General features: G+C 41.9%; 25 protein-coding genes. 15 read left to right on the top strand and 10 right to left on the bottom strand.

The genetic code is table 11. The features are described 5' to 3' along the window. On the bottom strand, window positions 1–445 hold a 445-nt coding region (locus tag ABIX36_RS18010), incomplete at its 3' end, for a hypothetical protein (protein ID WP_348083559.1). A gap of 181 nt (window positions 446–626) precedes the next feature. Here ABIX36_RS18010 and rpsF point away from each other — a divergent pair. The 4 genes from rpsF (at window position 627) to mtgA (ending at window position 2,591) form a co-directional block, all read left to right on the top strand. Further along, window positions 627–992 carry a 30S ribosomal protein S6 gene (gene rpsF / locus ABIX36_RS18005; RefSeq protein ID WP_128535915.1) on the top strand — a complete coding sequence of 122 codons (366 nt, stop codon included), beginning with the start codon at window positions 627–629 and terminating at the stop codon, window positions 990–992. Continuing rightward, complete coding sequence (gene rpsR / locus ABIX36_RS18000; protein WP_067054791.1) at window positions 992–1,255, top strand: 30S ribosomal protein S18; 264 nt, start codon at window positions 992–994, stop codon at window positions 1,253–1,255. Before rpsF ends, rpsR begins: the two co-directional genes overlap by 1 nt. A gap of 16 nt (window positions 1,256–1,271) precedes the next feature. Continuing rightward, window positions 1,272–1,715, top strand: coding sequence for a 50S ribosomal protein L9 (gene rplI / locus ABIX36_RS17995; RefSeq protein ID WP_128535914.1), 444 nt, complete (start codon window positions 1,272–1,274; stop codon window positions 1,713–1,715). A gap of 120 nt (window positions 1,716–1,835) precedes the next feature. Beyond that, window positions 1,836–2,591: a monofunctional biosynthetic peptidoglycan transglycosylase gene (gene mtgA / locus ABIX36_RS17990; protein ID WP_348083558.1), complete on the top strand. Its 756-nt coding sequence runs from the start codon at window positions 1,836–1,838 to the stop codon at window positions 2,589–2,591. A gap of 38 nt (window positions 2,592–2,629) precedes the next feature. Here mtgA and ABIX36_RS17985 read toward each other — a convergent pair whose 3' ends face one another. Together ABIX36_RS17985 and ABIX36_RS17980 are read right to left on the bottom strand one after the other, a co-directional pair. After that, window positions 2,630–3,256, bottom strand: coding sequence for a YdeI/OmpD-associated family protein (locus ABIX36_RS17985; RefSeq protein ID WP_348083557.1), 627 nt, complete (start codon window positions 3,254–3,256; stop codon window positions 2,630–2,632). Window positions 3,257–3,294: 38 nt separating this feature from the next. Next, on the bottom strand, window positions 3,295–3,585 hold the full coding sequence (locus tag ABIX36_RS17980) for a YciI family protein (RefSeq protein ID WP_348083556.1): 291 nt from the start codon (window positions 3,583–3,585) through the stop codon (window positions 3,295–3,297). An 89-nt stretch (window positions 3,586–3,674) separates the two neighbouring features. On the opposite strand from ABIX36_RS17980, the gene ABIX36_RS17975 reads away from it, so the two are divergent. Continuing rightward, a complete protein-coding gene (locus ABIX36_RS17975) occupies window positions 3,675–5,120 on the top strand; it encodes a hypothetical protein (RefSeq protein ID WP_348083555.1) in 1,446 nt (481 codons plus the stop codon). Window positions 5,121–5,133: 13 nt separating this feature from the next. On the opposite strand, the gene ABIX36_RS17970 is transcribed toward ABIX36_RS17975, so the two are convergent. Then, window positions 5,134–5,619 (bottom strand): ABC transporter ATPase, encoded by a 486-nt coding sequence (locus ABIX36_RS17970; protein WP_348083554.1) that lies wholly within the window; start codon window positions 5,617–5,619, stop codon window positions 5,134–5,136. A 47-nt stretch (window positions 5,620–5,666) separates the two neighbouring features. On the opposite strand from ABIX36_RS17970, the gene ABIX36_RS17965 reads away from it, so the two are divergent. Further along, complete coding sequence (locus ABIX36_RS17965; protein ID WP_348083553.1) at window positions 5,667–6,152, top strand: hypothetical protein; 486 nt, start codon at window positions 5,667–5,669, stop codon at window positions 6,150–6,152. On the opposite strand, the gene ABIX36_RS17960 is transcribed toward ABIX36_RS17965, so the two are convergent. Genes ABIX36_RS17960 through ABIX36_RS17950 form a run of 3 tightly spaced genes read right to left on the bottom strand, consistent with a single transcriptional unit; the run spans window position 6,147 to window position 8,713 of the window. Further along, a complete protein-coding gene (locus ABIX36_RS17960) occupies window positions 6,147–6,935 on the bottom strand; it encodes a (Fe-S)-binding protein (protein ID WP_348083552.1) in 789 nt (262 codons plus the stop codon). The genes ABIX36_RS17965 and ABIX36_RS17960 overlap by 6 nt on opposite strands. Window positions 6,936–6,950: 15 nt before the next feature. Then, the gene (locus ABIX36_RS17955; RefSeq protein ID WP_348083551.1) at window positions 6,951–7,391 is read right to left on the bottom strand and encodes a DUF2750 domain-containing protein; all 441 of its coding nucleotides are present in this window, start codon (window positions 7,389–7,391) and stop codon (window positions 6,951–6,953) included. Window positions 7,392–7,414: 23 nt separating this feature from the next. After that, on the bottom strand, window positions 7,415–8,713 hold the full coding sequence (locus ABIX36_RS17950) for a (Fe-S)-binding protein (protein ID WP_348083550.1): 1,299 nt from the start codon (window positions 8,711–8,713) through the stop codon (window positions 7,415–7,417). A 616-nt stretch (window positions 8,714–9,329) separates the two neighbouring features. Here ABIX36_RS17950 and ABIX36_RS17945 point away from each other — a divergent pair. Both ABIX36_RS17945 and ABIX36_RS17940 read left to right on the top strand, forming a co-directional pair. Then, window positions 9,330–10,079 (top strand): glucose 1-dehydrogenase, encoded by a 750-nt coding sequence (locus tag ABIX36_RS17945; protein WP_128535904.1) that lies wholly within the window; start codon window positions 9,330–9,332, stop codon window positions 10,077–10,079. A 183-nt stretch (window positions 10,080–10,262) separates the two neighbouring features. After that, window positions 10,263–10,844 (top strand): TetR/AcrR family transcriptional regulator, encoded by a 582-nt coding sequence (locus tag ABIX36_RS17940; RefSeq protein WP_348083549.1) that lies wholly within the window; start codon window positions 10,263–10,265, stop codon window positions 10,842–10,844. A gap of 14 nt (window positions 10,845–10,858) precedes the next feature. Here ABIX36_RS17940 and ABIX36_RS17935 read toward each other — a convergent pair whose 3' ends face one another. Genes ABIX36_RS17935 through ABIX36_RS17925 form a run of 3 tightly spaced genes read right to left on the bottom strand, consistent with a single transcriptional unit; the run spans window position 10,859 to window position 11,921 of the window. Then, window positions 10,859–11,461: a hypothetical protein gene (locus ABIX36_RS17935; RefSeq protein ID WP_348083548.1), complete on the bottom strand. Its 603-nt coding sequence runs from the start codon at window positions 11,459–11,461 to the stop codon at window positions 10,859–10,861. Continuing rightward, window positions 11,416–11,580, bottom strand: coding sequence for a hypothetical protein (locus ABIX36_RS17930; RefSeq protein ID WP_348083547.1), 165 nt, complete (start codon window positions 11,578–11,580; stop codon window positions 11,416–11,418). The genes ABIX36_RS17935 and ABIX36_RS17930 overlap by 46 nt, the downstream gene beginning before the upstream one ends. Before the next feature lie 2 nt (window positions 11,581–11,582). Then, window positions 11,583–11,921 carry a hypothetical protein gene (locus ABIX36_RS17925; protein ID WP_348083546.1) on the bottom strand — a complete coding sequence of 113 codons (339 nt, stop codon included), beginning with the start codon at window positions 11,919–11,921 and terminating at the stop codon, window positions 11,583–11,585. A 677-nt stretch (window positions 11,922–12,598) separates the two neighbouring features. Here ABIX36_RS17925 and ABIX36_RS17920 point away from each other — a divergent pair. The 7 genes from ABIX36_RS17920 to ABIX36_RS17890 all read left to right on the top strand — a co-directional run bounded on the left by ABIX36_RS17920 (window position 12,599) and on the right by ABIX36_RS17890 (window position 20,947). Further along, window positions 12,599–13,690, top strand: coding sequence for a glycosyltransferase family 2 protein (locus ABIX36_RS17920; RefSeq protein ID WP_348083545.1), 1,092 nt, complete (start codon window positions 12,599–12,601; stop codon window positions 13,688–13,690). 101 nt (window positions 13,691–13,791) lie between these two features. Beyond that, window positions 13,792–13,974 carry a YhhA family cyclophane-containing RiPP gene (gene yhhA, locus ABIX36_RS17915; RefSeq protein WP_348083544.1) on the top strand — a complete coding sequence of 61 codons (183 nt, stop codon included), beginning with the start codon at window positions 13,792–13,794 and terminating at the stop codon, window positions 13,972–13,974. Window positions 13,975–14,036: 62 nt separating this feature from the next. Then, the gene (yhhB, locus tag ABIX36_RS17910) at window positions 14,037–16,217 is read left to right on the top strand and encodes a cyclophane-forming radical SAM/SPASM peptide maturase YhhB (protein WP_348083543.1); all 2,181 of its coding nucleotides are present in this window, start codon (window positions 14,037–14,039) and stop codon (window positions 16,215–16,217) included. Beyond that, the gene (locus ABIX36_RS17905; RefSeq protein ID WP_348083542.1) at window positions 16,183–17,205 is read left to right on the top strand and encodes a hypothetical protein; all 1,023 of its coding nucleotides are present in this window, start codon (window positions 16,183–16,185) and stop codon (window positions 17,203–17,205) included. The genes yhhB and ABIX36_RS17905 overlap by 35 nt, the downstream gene beginning before the upstream one ends. Then, window positions 17,183–17,578 (top strand): GNAT family N-acetyltransferase, encoded by a 396-nt coding sequence (locus ABIX36_RS17900; protein ID WP_348083541.1) that lies wholly within the window; start codon window positions 17,183–17,185, stop codon window positions 17,576–17,578. The genes ABIX36_RS17905 and ABIX36_RS17900 overlap by 23 nt, the downstream gene beginning before the upstream one ends. A 92-nt stretch (window positions 17,579–17,670) precedes the next feature. Further along, the gene (locus ABIX36_RS17895; RefSeq protein WP_348083540.1) at window positions 17,671–19,749 is read left to right on the top strand and encodes an FAD-binding protein; all 2,079 of its coding nucleotides are present in this window, start codon (window positions 17,671–17,673) and stop codon (window positions 19,747–19,749) included. A 415-nt stretch (window positions 19,750–20,164) separates the two neighbouring features. After that, window positions 20,165–20,947 (top strand): hypothetical protein, encoded by a 783-nt coding sequence (locus ABIX36_RS17890; protein ID WP_348083539.1) that lies wholly within the window; start codon window positions 20,165–20,167, stop codon window positions 20,945–20,947. Window positions 20,948–21,471: the final 524 nt, after the last annotated feature.

Genomic DNA, 21,471 nt, shown 5'->3' with positions numbered 1-21,471 from the left:
TTCGATATTTAGATTCCATAAATTTAAAGCCAGAGACGCTTCCCATCTTTGAGCCAACGTAATAAGTTGAATCATTAATATCAGGCTTTGAACTTGATCGCGATCGCTCGTGGTCAATTATAAAGTAAAAAGAATTGGAATCTATCGGAGCATACGGAGTAATCTTTGATATGAAAATAAACTTTAATGGATTCAAGGTGTCAATCAGCAGTTTACTACCGGTATCCGAAAGTAGCCTCTTTGTAAACTCGTTTTTAATATTTTCGTCAGCTTGCTTATTGATAAGACGATCTATATTGTTTCTATCTGCTGCCTTATACGAGGCCGGTAGTTTAATAACTGCTCCAATTTCTTTTAAATTATAAGTCGTAAGGCTACTTTTTTCTCGGCAGCCTATGAGGATAAAAGAAAAGGCAACAATTAAAATGCAAAAGCTATTCTTCATAGTTGATGTTCATTGATAAGGTGGGGCAATTGTAATATAAATTCGCCTTCGTTGTTAAAGTGCAATCAAGGCATTTCGAAGTGCTCAAAATACATATAAATAGGTTTGATTTATCAAGAATTCTTACTACATTTGCAGCCCCGTAATAGCGGGGTATTTAATTAAAAATCAAAGTATAACAATGCAACAGTACGAAATCGTGATCGTTCTAACCCCGTTGTTGTCAACAGAAACAGCTGCAGAGGCTATCGCCAAATACAGCAAAGTTTTAACAGACAACGGAGCCGAAATTGTCCAGGAGGATAATTGGGGTTTGAAAAAACTTGCGTACCCTATTCAAAAAAAGACTACAGGGTACTATCACTTAACTGAATTCAGGGCTCCCGGTGAAGTAATTAACAAAGTGGAAGTTGAATTAAGGCGCGATGAGCGTGTTTTACGCTTCCTTACCATTGCTCTGGATAAACATGCCGTAGCATACAATGAGAAAAAACGCAGTGGCGCCTTTAACAAAAAGCCTGCAGCTAAAGCGGAGGAAAGCAAATAATGGCAAACGACCAAATTAAATACGTTACCGCTCCAAAAGTGGAGGATAACCGTAAAAAATACTGCCGTTTTAAAAAGAACGGTATTAAGTATATCGATTACAAAGACGCTAACTTTTTGTTAAAATTCATTAACGACCAGGGTAAAGTATTACCACGCCGCTTAACCGGTACTTCGTTAAAATTTCAGCGTAAAGTGGCCCAGGCTGTTAAACGTGCCCGCCACATTGGCTTATTGCCTTACGTTACAGACTCATTAAAATAATCAGGAGGTTTACAAAATGGAAGTTATTTTAAAACAAGATGTAAAAAACCTGGGCGATAAAGACGATGTAGTAAGCGTTAAACCAGGTTATGGCCGTAATTTCCTTATCCCTAAGGGTTATGCCATATTAGCCACAGAATCTGCACGTAAAGTATTAGCAGAAAACCTGAAACAGGCTCAATTTAAACAAGATAAAATACGCAAAGATGCTGATGCTATCGCTGCCCGTTTGGAAGGTGTTAAACTTACCATCGGCGCTAAAGCAGGCGAAAGCGGCAAGATCTTCGGTGCTATCAATACCATCCAGGTTGCTGATGCATTGAAAAAAGAAGGTTTTGAAGTTGACCGTCGTCGCATCACTTTTGACCAGGAGCCAAAATTTGTTGGCGAGTACGTTGCAAACGTAAACCTGCATAAAGAAGTAAAAGTTCAGGTACCTTTTGAAGTAGTAGCTGAGTAATTTGCTCTTATTTCGAATTTCGGATGTTCAATTTCGAATTTTGAGATAGAAGTTTAAAATCATAAAAAAGGAGTTTTGCTTAGCAGAACTCCTTTTTTGTTTTATAGATTAGCATCACAAATGGCACGGACCCAATCTCCCAAAAAATCAAGCTCCAAATCAAAGTATCGCGGTTCTAATTCAAAAATCGGCGGCGTGCTTCGTCTCGCCTTTCGTATCGTAAAACTGGCTTTTATAGCGTTTATTGGCCTGAGTATTTTTGGAGTACTGCTGTTCCGTTTTGTGAACCCGCCCTTTACCTGGCTGATGATACAGCGCGGCTTTGAGCAAAAGGCTGCCGGTAAAGAATGGAAGATAGATAAGGATTGGGTTGATTTTGAAGATATTGCCGACCCTATGAAACGTGCCGCCGTTGCAGCTGAAGACCAAACCTTTTTAGAGAATCATGGGTTCGATTTTAACGCCATCCAAAAAGCCATCCAAAAAAACGCCAAAAGTAAAAAGCTGATAGGCGGCAGCACTATTACCCAGCAAACCGCCAAAAACGTATTCCTGTACCAGTGGCGCTCATTTATCCGTAAAGGTTTAGAGGCATGGTTTACCGTTTTAATAGAGATCTGCTGGAGTAAAAAACGCGTGATGGAGGTATACCTCAACGTGATAGAAATGGGCGATGGCATCTACGGCATCCAGGCGGCTTCGCAGGCTTACTTCCATAAACCCGCGTCCCAACTTACCAACCGGCAGGCGGCGGCTATCGCGGTGATATTTCCCAGCCCGCTGAAATGGTCGGCAACCAAGCCTACCAAATATTTAAAACATAGGCAATATCTCATCAGGCAAAATATGCGCAGGTTAGGGCCGCTTGAGTTTTAACTCCCAGCCCCCTGAAGAGAGAGTTTTTGAAGAAATGTCTACTTATACTTCCAGTGCCGGGTCTTCCCTTCGCTTATCCATTCCAGGCCTTCCTTTAAGCGCTTCTCGCGGGTGGCCTCGCTTTTGGCATCTTCAAACCAGGTGATGTATTCCTTTTTTTGCGATTGGCTGAATTTGTCGAAGTATTCTTTTGCGGCTGGCGTTTGGGCGAGCAATTCTGTTAAATAATCTGGCGTTGTTAAAGTGGCCGTTGCAGATGCAGTTGCAGGCTTTGCAGGTTGGGCCTTAGGTTTGGCGTTTGGTGCGCCTTTAAGCAGCATGGCCTGGCGAATGTACCATATCAGGATATCGTCATCGGGCAGGTCGGCAAGCGAGGAGATGCGGCCCAGGCTCCCGGCAGCCTCCCCTCCTTCAAGATGTAGTATCTGATGCGGGTCTGGCAAGGTATCGGCCTTCCAAAAACCAAAGCCCAGGTGCTGTTTAAAGGCCATCATATGGCATAGTATGCCGTTGTATTCAAAAAAGGGCGCGCTCCATTTGATGGTTTCCATTATCTCGGGCGAGGCCCGGTGCACCAGTTCGCGCAGGTGTTTTAAAATGGGCTTTGCAAAATCTGCCGACTTTTCGATGTAGGCGTCGATGCGGGTATCGTACTGTTCCATCATGCAAGGTAAATACAAAAATGGAAATTATAAAAGGCAAATTATTCGCGCAGCAAGCCCTTTAAATCAGCATGCGATTGAGATGCCAAAAATTCGGTGATGGTAAATTTGGCCAGTTGATGTTGAAAAAAAGGATCTTCGGCAATTATCTTTTCCAGTATTTCCTTTGAATCTGCCTGGGCTATGATAATTCCACCCGTACGCGGCACCTTCCTGCCCGAAACCAGGAACACATCTGCCTGGTAATATTTTTCTAAGTATTTCACATGGGCCGCCATGTGCTTGTCCAATTCTTCCAGCGGAACAATGTAGTTGAGGTTAATGATGAACATGCAATTATCAATAAAGAAATAAATTTAAGACACTGTTAATCGTAACTAAAAAACCCGTATTTTAGTTTCATTCAATGGCCTAAACTCAAATGAAAAAACTATACCCATTATTTTGCATTGTTGCTCTGCTAACATACTTTTCGGCCTGTAAGATCGATGCACCGGTTTTTCCGGATAAGCCTACCCCAGTTGACACAATCCATACAGACCCAACTATCGATAAAGCCTTGCTCACCGGCTGGTGGGCACCTGTAAAACCAGATTTGAACGCCAAACTATACTTTGGCGCCGATAATTTCTTTTTCCAGGATACTTTAACTAAAGATGTTACACCAACTGCCGGCTTTTGGAATACGCGCAAAGATACCATCAGGTACAACCAAACCCTTACCAGCCCGTCATTGGATATTTTTGTTGTACGCAAATTAACGGCTGATAGTTTAGTGGTAAAAGGAGGTGTTGTTACAATACGGTATTATAAAATTAATCAACCGCCTATTACTTCAACGGCTATAAGCACGGTTGCAGGTACCGGCATTGAAGGTTACTCAGGTGATGGCAACTCTGCCTTAACGGCGCAAATTTCGGCCAGGGCAGGCTTATTAGTAAACAAGGCCGGGGATATTTACTTTAGTGACCGTAGCAATAACCTTATCCGCAAAATAGCTGCGGCAGATGGTAAAATAACTACTATTGCAGGTACGCTTTCCACATCTGCCGGGGGATCTTACGCACCAAACTCACCCGCAACATCTACCCGTTTATCGTCGCCTGTAGGCTTGACAATGGACGATAAATCCAACATCTACATCACGGAATATCTGGGAAACAGGATAAATAAAGTATCTGCCGAAGGCAAAATAACCTGTATAGCGGGTTGCAACACTTATCCGAACCAAGGCTTTAGCGGAGATGGCGGCTTGGCGACAATGGCCGGGATTAGTGGTCCGCAGGGCATCACGGTAGATAGTATTGGCAATATTTATTTTGCCGATTCAGAGAATTACAGAATAAGAAAAATTAACGCATCTGATGGCAAAATAAACACCATAGCCGGTAAAGGCGATGGGGCTTACAGTGGCGAAGGCGGTGATGCAAGAATAGCGGGTATGACTGTGATAGGGCTTTCATTAGATGCGGTAGGAAATATTTATTTCGCTGATCCATTTGCGAGACGCGTTCGAAAGATATCAAAAGCTACCAACAGCATTACAACAATAGCCGGTACGGGAGTTATCGCGAGCAAGGGCGATGGCGGACAAGCTACCTTCGCCGCGCTTAATATTCCATTTGGAATTCATGTTGATATAAATGGAGATGTTTATATTAGTGAACTTCTCGGTCATGTAATCCGAAAGATCGATATCAAAACCGGCATTATATCCAAGATTGCCGGAACCGGTTTTGGCGGCTTTACAGGCGACGGTATCCACGCTACAGCTTATTCACTTAATAGTCCTTATGCCTTAACTATGGACAACACAGGCAATATTTACGTTAGCGAAGCTGGGCGAATACGCAAAATCTCAAGATAAAATTTATTATTAACTACGCCACAACCAGATCCCTAAACAGCTGGATATGCCAGCTATCTTTAAACGGCACTTCCCACTTGGTTTGCAGTTCGGTTACGTTTTGGGCCAGGTTGTTAAAAACGATGGTTTCGGTAGTGATGGTGCCCTGTTTTAGCAATTCTTCAAACTGCTGGCGCGGAACGGAAAGCACTTCCTCCCCATCGCGGTAGGCCAGGTTAAACCTGTCGAACAGGCTGAGCCCGAATTGCTGCTCCAGTTGTTTCATAAAATTTACGGATTTATCTATCGAGCAACCGCTTGCCCCTGCCTGGCTTTCGTCTACTATCAGTATCAAAAAGCGGCTGTACCGTATCTCGGCCTTGGCTTTCAGCTGGTTGTTGTGAGCCGTCCAGCCGGTGGTGAAATTATCCAGTTGCACCTGTATCTGCAGGGCTTCGCCATCAGTTAATTTACGGTCGGACTGGTATACCCAAACTCTCGAGTGTGAAGAAAATTCCATAAAGCAAATTTATTCAATTTATTAAATTCAGGGTATTATTTGTTGTCATGCTAACATCAATTCTACCGAAGGTGAAAAAAGCATTAACTATTGTACTGCTATTACTGATAATGCCCGTTTTATATGGTTTTGGGGCGTTTATGGATGAGCAGCAATGGGTAACCTGGGGCAACAAAGCACTTACTGAAAGCTACGACCCATCCGGCGAAGCTAACATCACCAAGTGGGAGATCATGCTCACAACAGATCATTTTATCCGCCTGCGAAAAACTTATCAACAGAGAAACCAGGAGTATTATTCGTTCAATATCAAACGGCTAAATAGCTTAAACTACCTGCCCGGCAACGAGGTGACCGATACCCTGCAAGTGCAAACACAAACAGACGATATCATCATCCAAACCTACGGCGACCCCATGGGCGACCTTGATTCCATGGCCACCACGCTCAACATCCCGGTGAAGAAACTCGTACCCGGCAGGCTGGATAGTTTAAAGCAAGCGTTGAGCTTTTTGAAGCAGAAAGGGCTATAACCCATTAGCCAATACTGTTATCTCCGCAATATCCAGAACTTTTATTTCCTGCTCTTTGTTGATGTGCTTTACGCCATCGCTCAGCATCGTCATACAAAACGGGCAGCCCGAGGCTACTATTTGTGCGCCGGCTTCCAGTACATCGGTCATGCGCTCGGCATTGATGTCTTTTTTACCGGGTTCGGGTTCTTTAAACATTTGGGCGCCGCCGGCACCGCAGCACAGGCCGTTGCTTTTGCAGCGTTTCATTTCTACCAGTTCGGTATCCAATATTTCGAGAGCCGCACGTGGCGCTTCGTAAACACCGTTGCCGCGGCCCAGGTAACATGGATCATGAAAGGTGATGCGGCGGCCTTTAAAGCTTTCGCCACCTTCGGCTTTTAATTTGCCATCATTAATAAGTCCCTGGATCAGCTGGGTATGGTGGATCACCTCGTAATTACCGCCAAGGCCGGGGTATTCGTTGGCTATGGTGTTAAAGCAATGCGGGCATCCGGTTACTATCTTTTTAACGTTATAGGAATTCAATACCTCTATGTTGCCCATGGCCTGCATCTGGAATAAAAACTCGTTACCGGCACGTTTGGCAGGGTCGCCGGTGCAGTTTTCTTCGGTACCCAATACGGCATAGCTGATGCCAACATGTTGCAAGATCTTGCAAATGTCCCGGGTTATGTTTTGCGCGCGCTCGTCAAAACTGCCTGCACAGCCCACCCAAAAAAGTATTTCGGGGGTGTTGCCTTCGGCAGTCATCTGGGCCATGGTTGGTATCTTTAGCTCCATTATTTAGGCTTTAACTTATTCTTCTTCTTCACTTATTTGGGAAATAAAGTCATCAATGCTGGTATAGTTTACAAACTTAATAGCCGAGTTGATCACTTTTAACTGGTTCAGCACATCAAGCGCTATGCCTAAAGCGTCTTCTTCTTCGCCAAGCATTTTGGGGTCCCAGTTGATGCCGATGAGCGTATCATCTTCGGCCATGCCCACACACCAGTTCTCTAAAAACTGACCCAGCGGAACTTCGGTAGGCGTAAAATCCTTCCAATCGTCCCGTGCGCAAGCTTTGGCATACGCCCGTTCCGACCAAAAAGGCACCACATCAGTATCCTCGCTATCTGCCGAATGGGAATTTGCCCAGCCGTTTTTGCTTTTCAATCCCCACACCAGTTTTGATGCGGTCACCCGTTCGATGAATAATTGATAATCTCTTTCTGTTGTAGTGCTGTCGTTTGCCATTCCTGTTCGTTCTATACTATCTATTATTCTTTCTCTGCCCAATTAAACCGGTCGGCCTGGCTATACTTCCATGGGGCGCCGTTATTTTCCATATTGCCGAACATATTGTTGAGGCTGGCCGGTGCCTGCGATTCTTCCATCACCACGTAGCGGCGCATCTCCGTAATAATTTCCAGCGGGTTAATGTTCACCGGGCAAGCCTCTACGCAGGCATTACAGGTGGTACAGGCCCACAATTCCTCGCGGGTGATGTAGTTATCCAATAAAGTTTTATCGTCGATATAATCCTTGCCGTGCTTATCTATGTTGTTGCCTACTTCGGTTAGCCTGTCGCGGGTATCCATCATAATTTTACGGGGCGAGAGCAGCTTACCCGTAATGTTAGCCGGACAGACGGATGTACACCTGCCGCACTCGGTACAGGTGTAAGCTTCCATCAGATTTTTCCAGGTAAGATCGGTTACGTCCTTCACACCAAAACGGCTTACCTCTGTAGTTTCGGGCACAAAGGATGGATCCAGCATCGCCTTTACCTCGTTGGTAACCGATGCCATGTTACTGAACTCGCCCTTAGGTTCCAGGTTGGAATAATACACATTGGGGAAAGCCAGCAGAATATGGAAATGCTTGGAATACGGCAGATAATTTAAAAAAGCCAGGATGCCTATGATATGGAACCACCAGCAGCCCCGCTCTATAGTTTCCAAAGCCGAAGCACCAGCCGGCAGTAAAGGCGCTATCAAGCCGCTCACCGGGAAACTCCCTGCGGTAACATAATGCCCAACGTGCAGTGCCTGTAATTTATAATCGGCGGCGTTCATGCTGAGGAAGGCCGTCATCAGTAAAATTTCGATGGTAAGGATATAGTTAGCGTCGGATTTTGGCCAGGTCGTCATTTCAGTACCGCTAAAGCGTTTCAATTTTAATAGGTTACGCCTCGCCAAAAACACCACGCAAGATACCAGCACCAGCAGCGCCAGTACCTCAAAGCCGCCTATCAGCAAGCCGTATAAGCTGCCCAGCGGTTTAGAAAACACCCGGTGCGAACCGAAGATACCATCGATCATGATCTCCAGCACCTCGAGGTTGATGATCACAAAGCCTACATAAATAAAGAAGTGCATCACCGCGGCGGTTGGGCGTTTCACCATTTTGGTTTGCCCAAGGGCTACTTTTGCCATTATTTTCCAACGGGCAGCGGGGTTATCGCTCCTGTCGGTATCCTTACCAAGCAAAATATTGCGCCTTACTTTGGCCACGTTTTTACCAAACAGGTAAACGGCGGCTAATAGAATGATGATGAAAATAACCTGTCCTATCATTATGCGTGCATAGTAATTTAAAGCTAAAGTATAAATTACTTTTAATGTTTGTGAAGATTGTTTAAATGTTGAAGGTTGTCTGAATCAGAATTTAAGGAATATTAGAATGAGCAGAATGTTTTTTTAATTCTGTTCATTCTAATATTCCTTAAAACGGCGAAGTTCTCTTGAGCCCCTTTAAAAAATCACCCGCGAAAAATTCAAGTTCAGAAAATTTATGGCGTTGCCTTCGGCCCGGGCTTTCCGTTACAACTCCTCACTCCGTCCCCACTGATAGAAGTGTGGACTGCATTCCGGGGTTTACACTGCAATCCCTAACGCATTTTTTTGAACCTTGATTCGCTTGATTATAGGATTATTTGATTTTTAAACCTTACAGCCATTGGAGCTAACCCTCTTTACCGCGGGTAGAGAGGGCGACCAGCGAAGCGAAGTCGGGGTGAGTCACTCACCGAGCGGTAGCGAATGGGCCAAGAATCGTGTTAATCCCTCCATCCTTAAATCGTGTCTTTGTCACCCCAAAATAATAATTTTAAATAACGGAACGTTCGTTCCGTTTACGTTATATATTTGCGGAACGATTATTCCAATAAACAAAATTTAATCAGAAACTAAAATGAAAAAGTTAGAAAATAAAGTAGCAGTAGTAACAGGCGCCTCTAAAGGTATTGGCGCAGGTATAGCAAAAAGCCTGGCAGCGGCAGGTGCTTCGGTAGTGGTAAATTATTCATCATCTAAGGCAGGTGCCGATAAAGTGGTTGATGAAATTGTTGCCGCCGGTGGTAAAGCCATTGCGGTACAAGGCAGCGTATCAAGCAAAGCGGATGTTACCCGTTTATTTGACGAAACCGCGAAAGCTTTTGGCCCTACCGATATATTGGTGAACAATGCAGGCGTGTACGAATTTGGCCAGATAGAGCAAATCACCGAAGAACATTTCCACAACCAGTTTGATACCAACGTACTTGGTTTGCTGTTAGCTACACAGGGTGCAGTGGCCAGCTTTAACCCTAATGGTGGCAGCATCATCAACATTGGTTCGGTAGTGAGTAATATTACCCCTGCGGGCAGTGCTGTTTATAGTGCAACCAAAGGCGCTGTAGATGCCATTACCCACGTACTGGCAAAAGAACTTGGCTCAAAAAACATCAGGGTAAACTCTATTAACCCGGGTATGGTTGAAACCGAAGGCACACATACAGCAGGCTTTATCGGCAGCGATTTCCATCACGAAGCGGTAAAAACTACTCCACTGGGCCGTATCGGTCAGCCGGAAGATATCGCTTTAATAGCTGTGTTCCTGGCGTCTGAAGATTCGCGTTGGTTAACCAACGAAACCTTGCTTGCCGGTGGCGGTGTAAGGTAATAAAAGCAAGTAGCCTCATCCGCCCTTCGGGCACCTTCTCCAAAGGAGAGGGGCTAAGTCACATTCCCAAGTCCTCTCCTTTGGAGAGGATTTAGGTGAGGCTTTCAGGGCGTATTTAGCAAATAAAACATTTTAAATTGAATAGCTTTGCTTAATATTAATTAAGCAAAGCTATTTTGGGTTATGGCAAGAACGAAGGATTTTGATGAAGCAGAGGTACTTAATAAGGCCGTAAACATATTCTGGCTCAAAGGATATAATGGCACCTCTATGCAAGACCTTGTGGATGGACTGGGCATTAGCCGCTCCAGCCTGTACGATACCTATGGCGATAAGCACACGCTTTTTATAAAAGCACTGGAGAGTTATCAGGGCTTAAATTCGGAAAAATTCCGTGAGATCATCTGTGGCGAACAAACGGCTAAGGAAACTATCAAACGCTTACTGGAGTATGTTATAGATAACCTTTTGAACGATAAAAGCCAGAAAGGCTGCTTTATGGTGAACGCCGAAGTGGAGGTAGCACTGCACGATAAGGAGGTAAGCTGCATGATCCAGAAGAACGACCAGCAGATAGAGGAAGTATTTTATACCGTTATAAAAAACGGACAGGATAAAGGAGAGATTACCAACCAACAGGACGCGCGAGCGCTGGCGAGGTTTATGTTCAATACCATAAAAGGCGTGCAGGTAACCGCAAAATCTACCAACGAGCGGGCCGTTTTTGATGATATAGTTAACCTGGCGGTATCAGTGCTGGGGTGATGAACGTTACACCGCTACTTCCCACCAGATCTGCGAAGATCTTTCGCCTTATTAAAAGTTGCCAGGCAACTATCCAGCGGTTGGCCTTGCTTATAAATACAGTCGCAGAAAACCTTACAAGCCGCAGGATTCTTGCTGGTGGCGCATTGGTTTCTGCATTCCTCTTCGGAGTTTCCCGGCACTATCTCAAATAAATAGAAGGTACCAACGATAATAAAGGCCACAATTGCAAACGACCCTCCAAAAAATATGATCCGAAGGCGCTTACCCAAAGGGTTTTTTAACACCGAAGTATCTACTTCGGGCTGCTTCAATGGCAAGATGTGTTTTAACCGGTCATAATCCCAAACCAATAAAAACAAGTTTGCCAATACCATCATCGTTACAGCCCGGGTACCGTCAAAACGGGTAGCATAGGTCAGCACGAAAATATTAATGATGATAGGAAAATACATCAGTGCACCAAGAAGCGAAGTTCTCGGGATGAGTAGTAATACAGCTATTATCACTTGAGCAATTCCAATAAAGGTATAGTAATAACCCGTTATATATAAGGCCTCGAAATAGTGCCCTAAAGGGTTATTGGCAGGCAAACCGGCGGCGAACCGTTCATCCATAATTTTAACAAAGCCTGCAATAAGAAAGGCAACTGCAAGGGTAATGCGGCAAAAACAGCAAAACGTTTGAGCCATTTGTCGGCCTTTGCCTCGTAGTATATTTCTTCAATTCTGCTCATAACTATTTCTCTTTTTTACGAGTGACTATTTTACTGAGGAGATAGTAAAGCATTAATGCAATAGCTGCCCAGTATAAAGCAAACGCGAACACCAAAATTGGAGGTGCCGGATCGGGATCTGTAAATAAGGGCGACAAAGGACCTACCATAACCATTTTGATAGGATATAAAATTGTGGATGTAGTGTTCTTCCAGGCTGTTGGTGATCCGGCACCAGGGAACCACTCGCCGTCTACAGGAAAGAGCCTGACTTCGGGCCCCAAAAGCGAATTGGAGATAAATTGAAAGGCAAACGCCAAAACGAGGAAGATGATAACGAATTTTGTTCTTGCGGTCTTCATGCCGTTGAATTTTACAATTATATAAAAGTACTTTGCAATACAAAGTTATTAAAAATAGATTAGCATTTACAAGGGAGAACAAAAAAGAATTTTGGGACTGATTGATTGGGAGCTTGCGGTATACCTAAAGCATCCATTAAAGTAGCTTAGGTGGAAATTATTTCCCTAAAAAGAAAAAGCCCTCAACTTTCGTTGAAGGCTTTTTGTGGTGGCGACTGTACAAATCTCGAACCATTTCCTGTCTGATTTGCGTTTAATAGCAGATTTAGACTTATAAATTATTTGGTTCAAAATAAAAAAGTCTCCTGATCTTATAGAAAAACTATAACAAACTGTTTCAACCAACCGATGAGATAAAGATGGGCGGTTTAGCTTAAAAAACTATGGCATATAGTTCCAGCTACCGGGTCATCGACGTAATATCCATGTACATTGCTTACATAAGCATCAAAGTATAAAAATTTGACGATTGGTAACTGCTATACACCTTGAAACCACACTGGCTGATACGTGCATTGAAGTCGAATGTGTCGCCTTCACCCGCATAAACGCGGCTGATCGTTAATATAATAAGTTAACCATAGGTTAACCAACTATGCTGATATTTTCAATTTAACTAAACAATTGGAAGTCTGGAATTTTCTTCGTAAGTTCCTTAAATTAAAAAACTTAAGCCGATGAGTTCTCGGGTAATGATTGTCATGCCTTGCCTAAACGAAGAAAAAAACATGGCTGCTACATGTCATTCTCTTGGCTTCGGTCTTGGAGAGTTATCTGTTGACCGGACGACAATATTGATTATTGTAGATAACAATTCAACGGATAATACGGGACAAATAGCTCGAAAAATCCAATTATCTTCTCCTAAAGACCATGTCTTTATTATAAATGAAAATGAACAGGGATTTATCCCGGCGCGAAGTGCTGGGAATCTATTCGCCGCCTCACTGTGTGAAAAAATCAATGTAAAAACAGAAGATATATTAATTCTACAGGTCGATGCAGATACAATATATCCGAATACTTATGTAGATTCTATGCGATTCGCCGCTGAATCATATGGGAAAAACTTCATGGTGGAAGCGTGCGTTGATTATACACCAGAATTTAGACAAAATAACACTCGCTACATCGATCTGCTGGAACAAACAGATGCCCGATATCAGAGACTCTACGAAACCATTCATGATTATGTCGTTGATGACAAGGTAGTGGCCTATTGGTTGAGCGACTACATTATCTGGGGCGGTCATACCCGAGAATTCACACTTTACGGTGATGAGATTTTTGCCGAAACTACGCGATTGTTTTTAAGAGGACAGATCAAAGGTGCAGCGAAAAGGAATGTTGGTTCACTTAAGGCTTTTCATTCCGAACGAAAGGTGATTGAAAATCCATCAATGCATTTTGCTACGGCAGGATTTCCCAGAGAAACGGCTTGGGATAATTTTTGGATTGAAAAAAAACATTTGATAAATCTTGAAGATATTGATGAAACTATTTTTAACGAAGCTATTTTTTTCAGAATCCTGCATCTTATCGCATTATTTTATATCCTGCCAATTCATGTCGACCGAACTTTGGCAAATGGCATAACTTTAATAGACAATGAATTGTCAAAATACTTACAGGATTTGATCCCGACCAGAAGTATAAATGAACTCCAGGATCAACCGGGCCTTTTTCTATCCGACGTCTTTACAATAATTGATAAAAACCCGCAATTGATGAAGGAGAAAGTAGATGATTATTTAAAAACGAAAACATAAAAAATGTCACTATATTAACCGATTATTGAGTTGTTGATTTTTTATTTTCGATTTCAAAAACAATATTGTTATTTTTAAAAAAATATAAATTAAAGTTAATTATGGAGAACCAATTCGCCGCCGCTCCTCAGCAGCCATCTAACCAAGATTTAATGCCTAAATTAAAGCAAATCACACCTGAACATCCGGCATTGAGCCGTATGCGTGCAAAAATGATGCAATCTTCAGGAGTACAAGCAATAACAGCCTACGATCGCATGCATCACCGTCATAACCGTTCTTAATATTCTATTCCAGGAGAAAAGGCAAGATTTATTCTGTTCTCTTGTTAAAACCAAACCTTGTTATGCCTGAGTTATTGAACGATTTTTCTATCCGTTGCTTTTTACTCAAGGTGGCTTCACGCTGCAATATTAATTGTGATTATTGTTATATGTACAACCATCTCGATCAAAGTTGGAAATCGCAGCCAAAACTCATGTCAGATAAAACGCTCTTGGCAACCGCTGAGCGAATCCGAGACTATACAGTTAACAAAAAATTAGACCGAATAGCTATAGTCTATCACGGAGGGGAACCACTACTGATGTCAACAGATAAGTTGGTCGCCCATGCAAAATCTCTAAAAAATTTGCTTCCCGATGTGACTGTCGAGTTTTCTTTGCAGACAAATGGCATTTTACTTAAAGAAGAAGATATTCAAAAATTCCAGGAAGTTGACATCCAAGTTTCGCTAAGTCTGGATGGGCCAGCTGCGGCTAATGATCGCCATCGTCTTGATCATAAAGGGAAATCCAGCTATGCAGGAACAGAAAAGGCTTTAACATTACTGGAAAAATATCCCAAAGTTTTTTCCGGTGTTATTGCGGTAATCGACGCTGATAATGACCCAAAGAAAGTTTTAGATTTTTTTGCGCAACAGTCCATACCTCAACTGGATTTTTTGCTGCCCGACGCAAATTACCTAACCTTACCCCCAGGCATTAGTGAGGACCCGGAGAGGTATCTTAGATGGCTTATCGATTGTTTTGATTATTGGTTTGATCGTTATCCTGGCATGAAGATCAGGACCTTTGATGCCGTTTTAGCCGCACTTATGGGTGTGCCGAGCGAAACAGACGGTTTTGGCTTGGGTGATGTTAGTTTGATAACCATAGAAACGGATGGAAGTTACCATGATCTTGATGTGTTAAAAATTACCGGCGAAGGCACTGACTTAATAAACGGCAATGTATATTTCAATTCCATCGAGGACGCACTTCAATCAAAGCAGGTGGCCAAGCATCGCTTATTGTTACAAAAACAGGGCTTAAGTGAACAGTGTCAAGCTTGCCCGGTTGTTGATATATGCGGTGGGGGTGCTGTCGCTCATCGTTTTAGTGAGGCTGGGTTTCAAAATCCAAGTATTTATTGCCTTGAGCTTAAAGGACTAATTGAGCACGCCAATCAAAGAGTTATGGAACAACTCCAAAACGAGATTGACCAGCAAGCAAATTCAGCGGTGTATTTTCCACCAGAATTATTGCCGGAATATGAATCCGTGACCACAGAGAATACCGCACTACATGTCGTTATGAACGATTTTAAACAATCACAAGCTATAAAACTTAGAACAGTGATTGATAATATACATAATATTATTTTATCAGATGCGGTGCAATTACTAAATAACTTGGCACAGGATAAATTTCAGGAAATTTCAATACAGCCTGCGGTGGTTACCTGGACAGAAGTAATGCAAAAAGACATGTCGGGCATTCAAGTCCATGATATTTCCGGAAAAATCATTTTACCAGAACCATTTTATATTACTAAAATAGCGGATTCGTTTAATAACTTAAACGACTGGCCGAAAATTCAGCGTGATGATAAGTGGCTGCGGATGCCTTTTGCAGATAAAATATATTTCGAAGATCAGGTTGCCGCAGAACGTGGCGTTGGCGTATTAGCAAAGGCTTTGTCGCTGATTTCACAATGGAAGCCTTTACTATTGGAAGAAATGCGTTTGATCTCACCGGAAATACAATATATCCGAGATTTAAGCGCACATCCGGACAAAGTTGTTTCGTTTAGTGATAATAGTGTTCCAGGGGCGTTATATGTACAACTCATTCGCGGCGATGACTTGATTGCCGTAGAAGACCTCGCAGACTCGCTCATCCATGAACATAGGCATCAAAAACTGTATATGCTTCAAAGGGTGGCACCTATCGTCCATGCGGATTTTCCGTTAGTAGCGTCGCCTTGGAGGGAGGAGTTGAGACCACCATCCGGACTATTTCATGCATTGTTTGTCTTTGTTGAACTGTTAGATTTTTGGTCTTTCCTTGAACATTCCGCTGACTCAAAGCTTCAGCTAAAAGCCCTGAGTGAAACCCAAAGAATTAATGGTCAACTACAAACGGGCTTTAATGTTGTAGAACAATGCGACCTTACTCCGCATGGCAGGCAGATTTTAGGTATATTACGTACAAGATATTTAGAATTATACCATGAAAATAACGCTTCCATTACGACAGTTTCCTGAAGGCCGTAATGAGCAGCATCAACTGATCACTGGTTATTTTTCGGGCAAAGAATATCAACTGAGTTTTTCAACAGAAAACGTGGACGTTATCTTGTCCTGGCCACAAGACTCTCTTTATTATATTGACCCAAACTTACAAACCGGATTGGATTGGTGGGACAAGAACTTGCTGGTTAAAAACATGCCGCTTGCGATTCAAAAAAAGTCAAACTATCAGCTATCACTCAATGACAATTGGACCTTATTTGCTTGGGCCAATTGGCTGAAACGGAGAACACAAAAACAGCAGAGTATTGAAAAAGTGATTATCCTGCATATTGATGATCATCGCGATTGTATGTCGCCGCTTTTATTTTTACAGAAACCGGGAGTTTATTTGGACCCTTTAACCAATAAACAGGTAACTATGAATAAGCCGGAGTCCATATTGTCGGCAATCGAAAGTGGAGCAATTGCTGTTGGAAGTTTTATGCCTGTTTTTTTTCATCAAATGCCGAATATTGAATTTAGGCACCTTTTACCGCCCCACCGCTTGCCGACCGCCTACAAAGCTGGCGAGATTAAAAATTATTTTGAAAAGGACGACTTACTTTGTTTGAATTGTGACCGCCCGACCATGATGTTTGAAAATCATGGGCATAATCAGCATATTTATTGTCCGACAGCGGACCTTGCAGTATTTTTAGCAAACATCCCTCCAGATGTCCCGGTACTTTTACATGTTGATATGGATTATTTCAACAATCGTTTTGATGGAGATTCAGATTGGAAATCGCATGAGTTTAGACATGATCCTATGGCAGAGAGCGTTTTACTCCAAGTGTCTGAAGTATTCGAAGCTACTTTGGCAAGTGTTCCAAGAAAGCAATTAGAGGATATTACTGTCGCGTTATCCCCAGGCTTTTTTCCGGCGGAATTCTGGAAAGATACAATATCAATAATCGACCGTAAATTTCAGAAAATCAATGAGCAACAGAATAACCCATGAACCGGTAAAAGCTGGTGACGTTCATCTCAAACCAGGGAGTGGTCAAAACCTGCATGACCATATCAAAGGAAAATACTGGCATATTATGCTTGGCGAAAAACGCGTTGGCAAAATTTACATTGATTTTAAGGACAATGAAGTATTGGGAATGCACCCTTCATTGGACATCTTTATTAATAAGCAATTTCAAGGTCGCCATATCGGTCGATATGCTTATGAATTAGCTTGTTGGGAAAGCGGTCTGGATAAAATTTATATGCATACTCGTAAATCTAATATCGGTTCAATCAGAGCAGCAGAGGAGGCGGGATTCAAAAGCATGGAACATGCAGCTTTCAAACAGATTGTAATGGTTTGGGAAAGGCAAAACTAATAGCATAAAAAGAATAACAGGCTTGTTTTGAGTAATTTAGTGTTTTATTTTTCATTATAAATAAGTATCTATGTGAAACCTAAGTTTTTTTAATGACCAAACCCGAACCTATAAAGCCTGATGATTACCTTGAACTTTTCAGAATCAGTGATTGTAAGTATATCATTGGCATTTTTGAAAGCGGAATAACTTTTTATAAACAACAAATCCGGGCGTTGAACATCTTTGACGCGTTAAAAAAAACAAAAAAAATTCCGGAGAGCGAAGACTTTACGATTGCGGTAATTGGCGGTGGAATCGCTGGCTTAACATTTGCCGCTGCCGCCCTGAAATCCAAGCATAACGTAATTCTTTTTGAGGAGGGTTCCCAAACTCTAAACATTCAGGCGGGTTGCAATATAAGAGATATTCACCCATATTTATATGATTGGCCGGAAAGACACTCTACACAAACACGAACTAATTTACCAATACTTAACTGGCATCATGACACCGCGGCCAATGTCGTTCGATCTGTAAAAAAGGAGTTTACTGATATTAAAGACACCGCTCTCGAATTGAAATCGAATTGCTATTTCGAATATTGTAATGTAAAAGAACTTCAAATAACGGATAAGGATAGCGGAAAACGATTTGAAATAAATGGAGCAACCTTTAGCCGTTATGGTGATCAGGCTATTCACAAGCGAGTCGATTTAATTATGTATGCTATTGGCTACGGTATTGAAAAAGGAATTTCAGCGGAAAATAAATTTGAATCTTATTGGCGTGACACATCCATCAAACAAGATGATCTTTCGAAATGCAACTATATCATCCAGGGCACTGGAGACGGAGCACTAATTGATTTGTTTAATATTTTGATTAGAGATTTCTCCTATGAATCTTTTCTGGAAATACTACATGGCAATATCGCCGGGCGAAAGCTCTTTCAGAAATTGATGAAGATCCGTGAAAAACGACTCAAAAGTAAATCGCTCAAAGAGGAACTTTACGAAAACGAGTTCATGAATATTGCTGAAAGTGAATTCGAATATATTCTTGATGAATATAATAGAAGAAAATTATTTACGAAACTTGATGCGTCTGTAAATGTGTATTTGTTTGGCTTGAAAGATGATTTCTATAAAATACTGGACTACAGCAAAATATCATTCATTAATGCTTTTATAGCATTCATATTATTTTCCTCTAAAAAGTTTTCATATGGCAAAGATCTTGACCCTGAAAATCCGGAATATTTGGGAAAACCGATTGATGCTCCCCGGAAAATGATTATCAGGGTGGGCACCGATAAAGATAAGGTAATAGCGCATGCTAATTTTTCGGGAGAAGAAGCGAAACACATAAAAGAACTTGCCGAACTTCAAACGGTAAGTGCTGCACATGGCATCGTAGAGCCTCACTGGGAAAAATTTGATTTTAATAGTTACTTTGACGAAACCGGTAGGCTGCATCATTTGTCAAAAAAGACAAAATCCTTATGCTCCGTTTTTGTTGATATCTTGGGCAGTTCTTTGGCCGATCATTACGATGAAAAGAAAGACTTGCGTGTGACTGTGCATCGCGTATTAAGTATTGACGGCGATCTTTATTATCAGAGGCTGACTCCCTATGCACCTTTATTACCTGGGCATAAAAAAAAGGATCATAAGGTAGGGACGATCTATGAGATTGATAGAGGGAATGTAGGCTACACTATTACCACCGGGAAACCGCTTTTGGTAAAAAACATTGATCAAGAGGAATTCGATAGTCTAATGTCTCAATTTAACGTAGATCGTCGGTACGATACCAAATACTCGCCCAAAACAATATTAACCATACCTATAATGGCGAAATATGAAGGAGCTAAATCAGGTTTTATTAGGCCGTATAATTCGACGAATGCTGTTATATACATGGATTCCAGCGATTTGAATTTTTTTGATGGATCCGTAGTGCAAAATATGATCATGCGATTATGTGATACTTTCGTCAATACATTAAATGTGTCTTTAAAGAGCGAAGATTTGGTAATGGCAGATGTCGATTTTGAGCCCCCTCGGCTGACGCGCGCAAATGAAATAAAAAATAAGTGCGTAATGAAGCTGGACTTTTTTGAAGCTTTGAATAAAATTCCATTAACAATAGATCGATACTCGTCTTTTGAAATGCTACCGTGGAATTAGTTGCTATTTTATGATTAAAGCCCAAAGTTTAAGATTTAACATTATACTTTTTTCATAAGGTATCTTACATAGAATTAATCCGCAAATAAACCAAACCAATATTGGCTGTACGGTGATTATATCGTTGAGTTGCTATTAAATGACGGTTTGCACTTGACATTTAACGCAACACGAGACATCCTAAATCCTTCATGATATTGATAATTATCACTTATGATGGTAAGGAAATATTATAAGGTTTGGAAATTATGATTTTATACTTATAATTGTGCAGGCTTGTTGGCAAGCCTGCTCGTTCGTGCAAAGATTTTATCAGCCAATAGTTTAATAATGCAAACCTGCCTGCTTATTATCCAAACAAGATTACGGACGCAAAAACTCGGGATAATTAAGTAGGTCTAAACAGGAATGTATTATGACACCTATTGAGTATCTAAAACTCCAAGCAAAAAATCTTCACAAAGATTTCAAAACACAAACTTCTTTAATCGATCCCAAACTGCGGCGCAACGTGTATGAGTACGAGCCCAAATTTTTCAAGATCGACTTGCTCGTAAACGACTTTAATATTAATGAAGAAAATTTTAAGTTAGGCAATGCCCAGCATGTGATTGCAAAATTATGCGGACTGGATAAATGGACAGACCTATCAAAAGCATCGCCGGCCAAAATCGAGTTATCAATTCTGTTGTACACTAACATGGACAGGCTTGAAGTGCGGGACTGGGATGAATATGTCTCAGATATTGAAAGTACAAATAGCGAAAAGCTGGATGATGATTTTAAATTGCAAATCTTTAAAGAAGGATTTTTAGAGCAGGAACAAGACGTTTTTTACGATGATTACCGGCTTTCAAAAGACGAAGGGACTGAAATTGAATGGGAAATAGATGATCCTGTATCAAGCGTGCCTACGGAACAAATCTGCTCGCTCCCTATAAACAAGAAGCACAGAGAGGAATTTATCAACGAAGCTAATCGCTCGTTTGAGCGCATCTTTGAGCGCGTCGAACCCGAGCATCCCGAACAAACCCGAATGTTATGGGATGCAGAGAAATATATTGATGAAGAATTTTTGAAACCGGAAATGTTGCCAATCGATCGTGACTATGCACTTTACTTGATCGATGTATCCTTGGTTCAGTATGTTATAGGACTTGCCGTAGAAGCTGACAACAATGCTGTAACCCTCAATTAAATATTGACTATTTAACTTAGAGAAGCCTACATGGCACTTATGCCCCGTAGGGGCCGCCCGGAATTCCGGGCGGCTATGGCGTAATTTTATCTTTATACTTCGACTACTAAACCCTCCTGACAATTTGATGCTTCCTCTTCGGCATCCTGTTTATTGGTAAATATTAAATTGTTGCCATCTTCATCTGTACAAATTACCGCAAATTCAGCCCCGCCGTGCATTTCCAACACCAAATATTCACAAGTCTGTTGGCTAATGGGTTTTACAGGGGCATAGAATAAAGCCACCGCTTGGGGGAAACGTGGCGATTCAGCCGTGTGCGAACCGTATTGCTCTAAGCAATGGTTTGAAAAAATGGCCGCATAACCGCCGAAAAGTTGCTCGGAAAATGTGTTACTTGATTATTCCGGGGAAAGTATACCACCATTCCGCTGCAAAAGGGGCCAGCATTTTAAGGTGTAAACGAGCAGTCAAAGCTCCATCATCACTAAGCAGTGTGATTTGCAGTAAACTTAGTGATTTTT

It is taken from the genome of Mucilaginibacter sp. (genome assembly GCF_039925265.1).
GTDB lineage: Bacteria > Bacteroidota > Bacteroidia > Sphingobacteriales > Sphingobacteriaceae > Mucilaginibacter.
The sequence above is the reverse complement of the archived record's forward strand: the minus strand, read 5'-3'. Positions and strand labels throughout refer to the sequence as shown.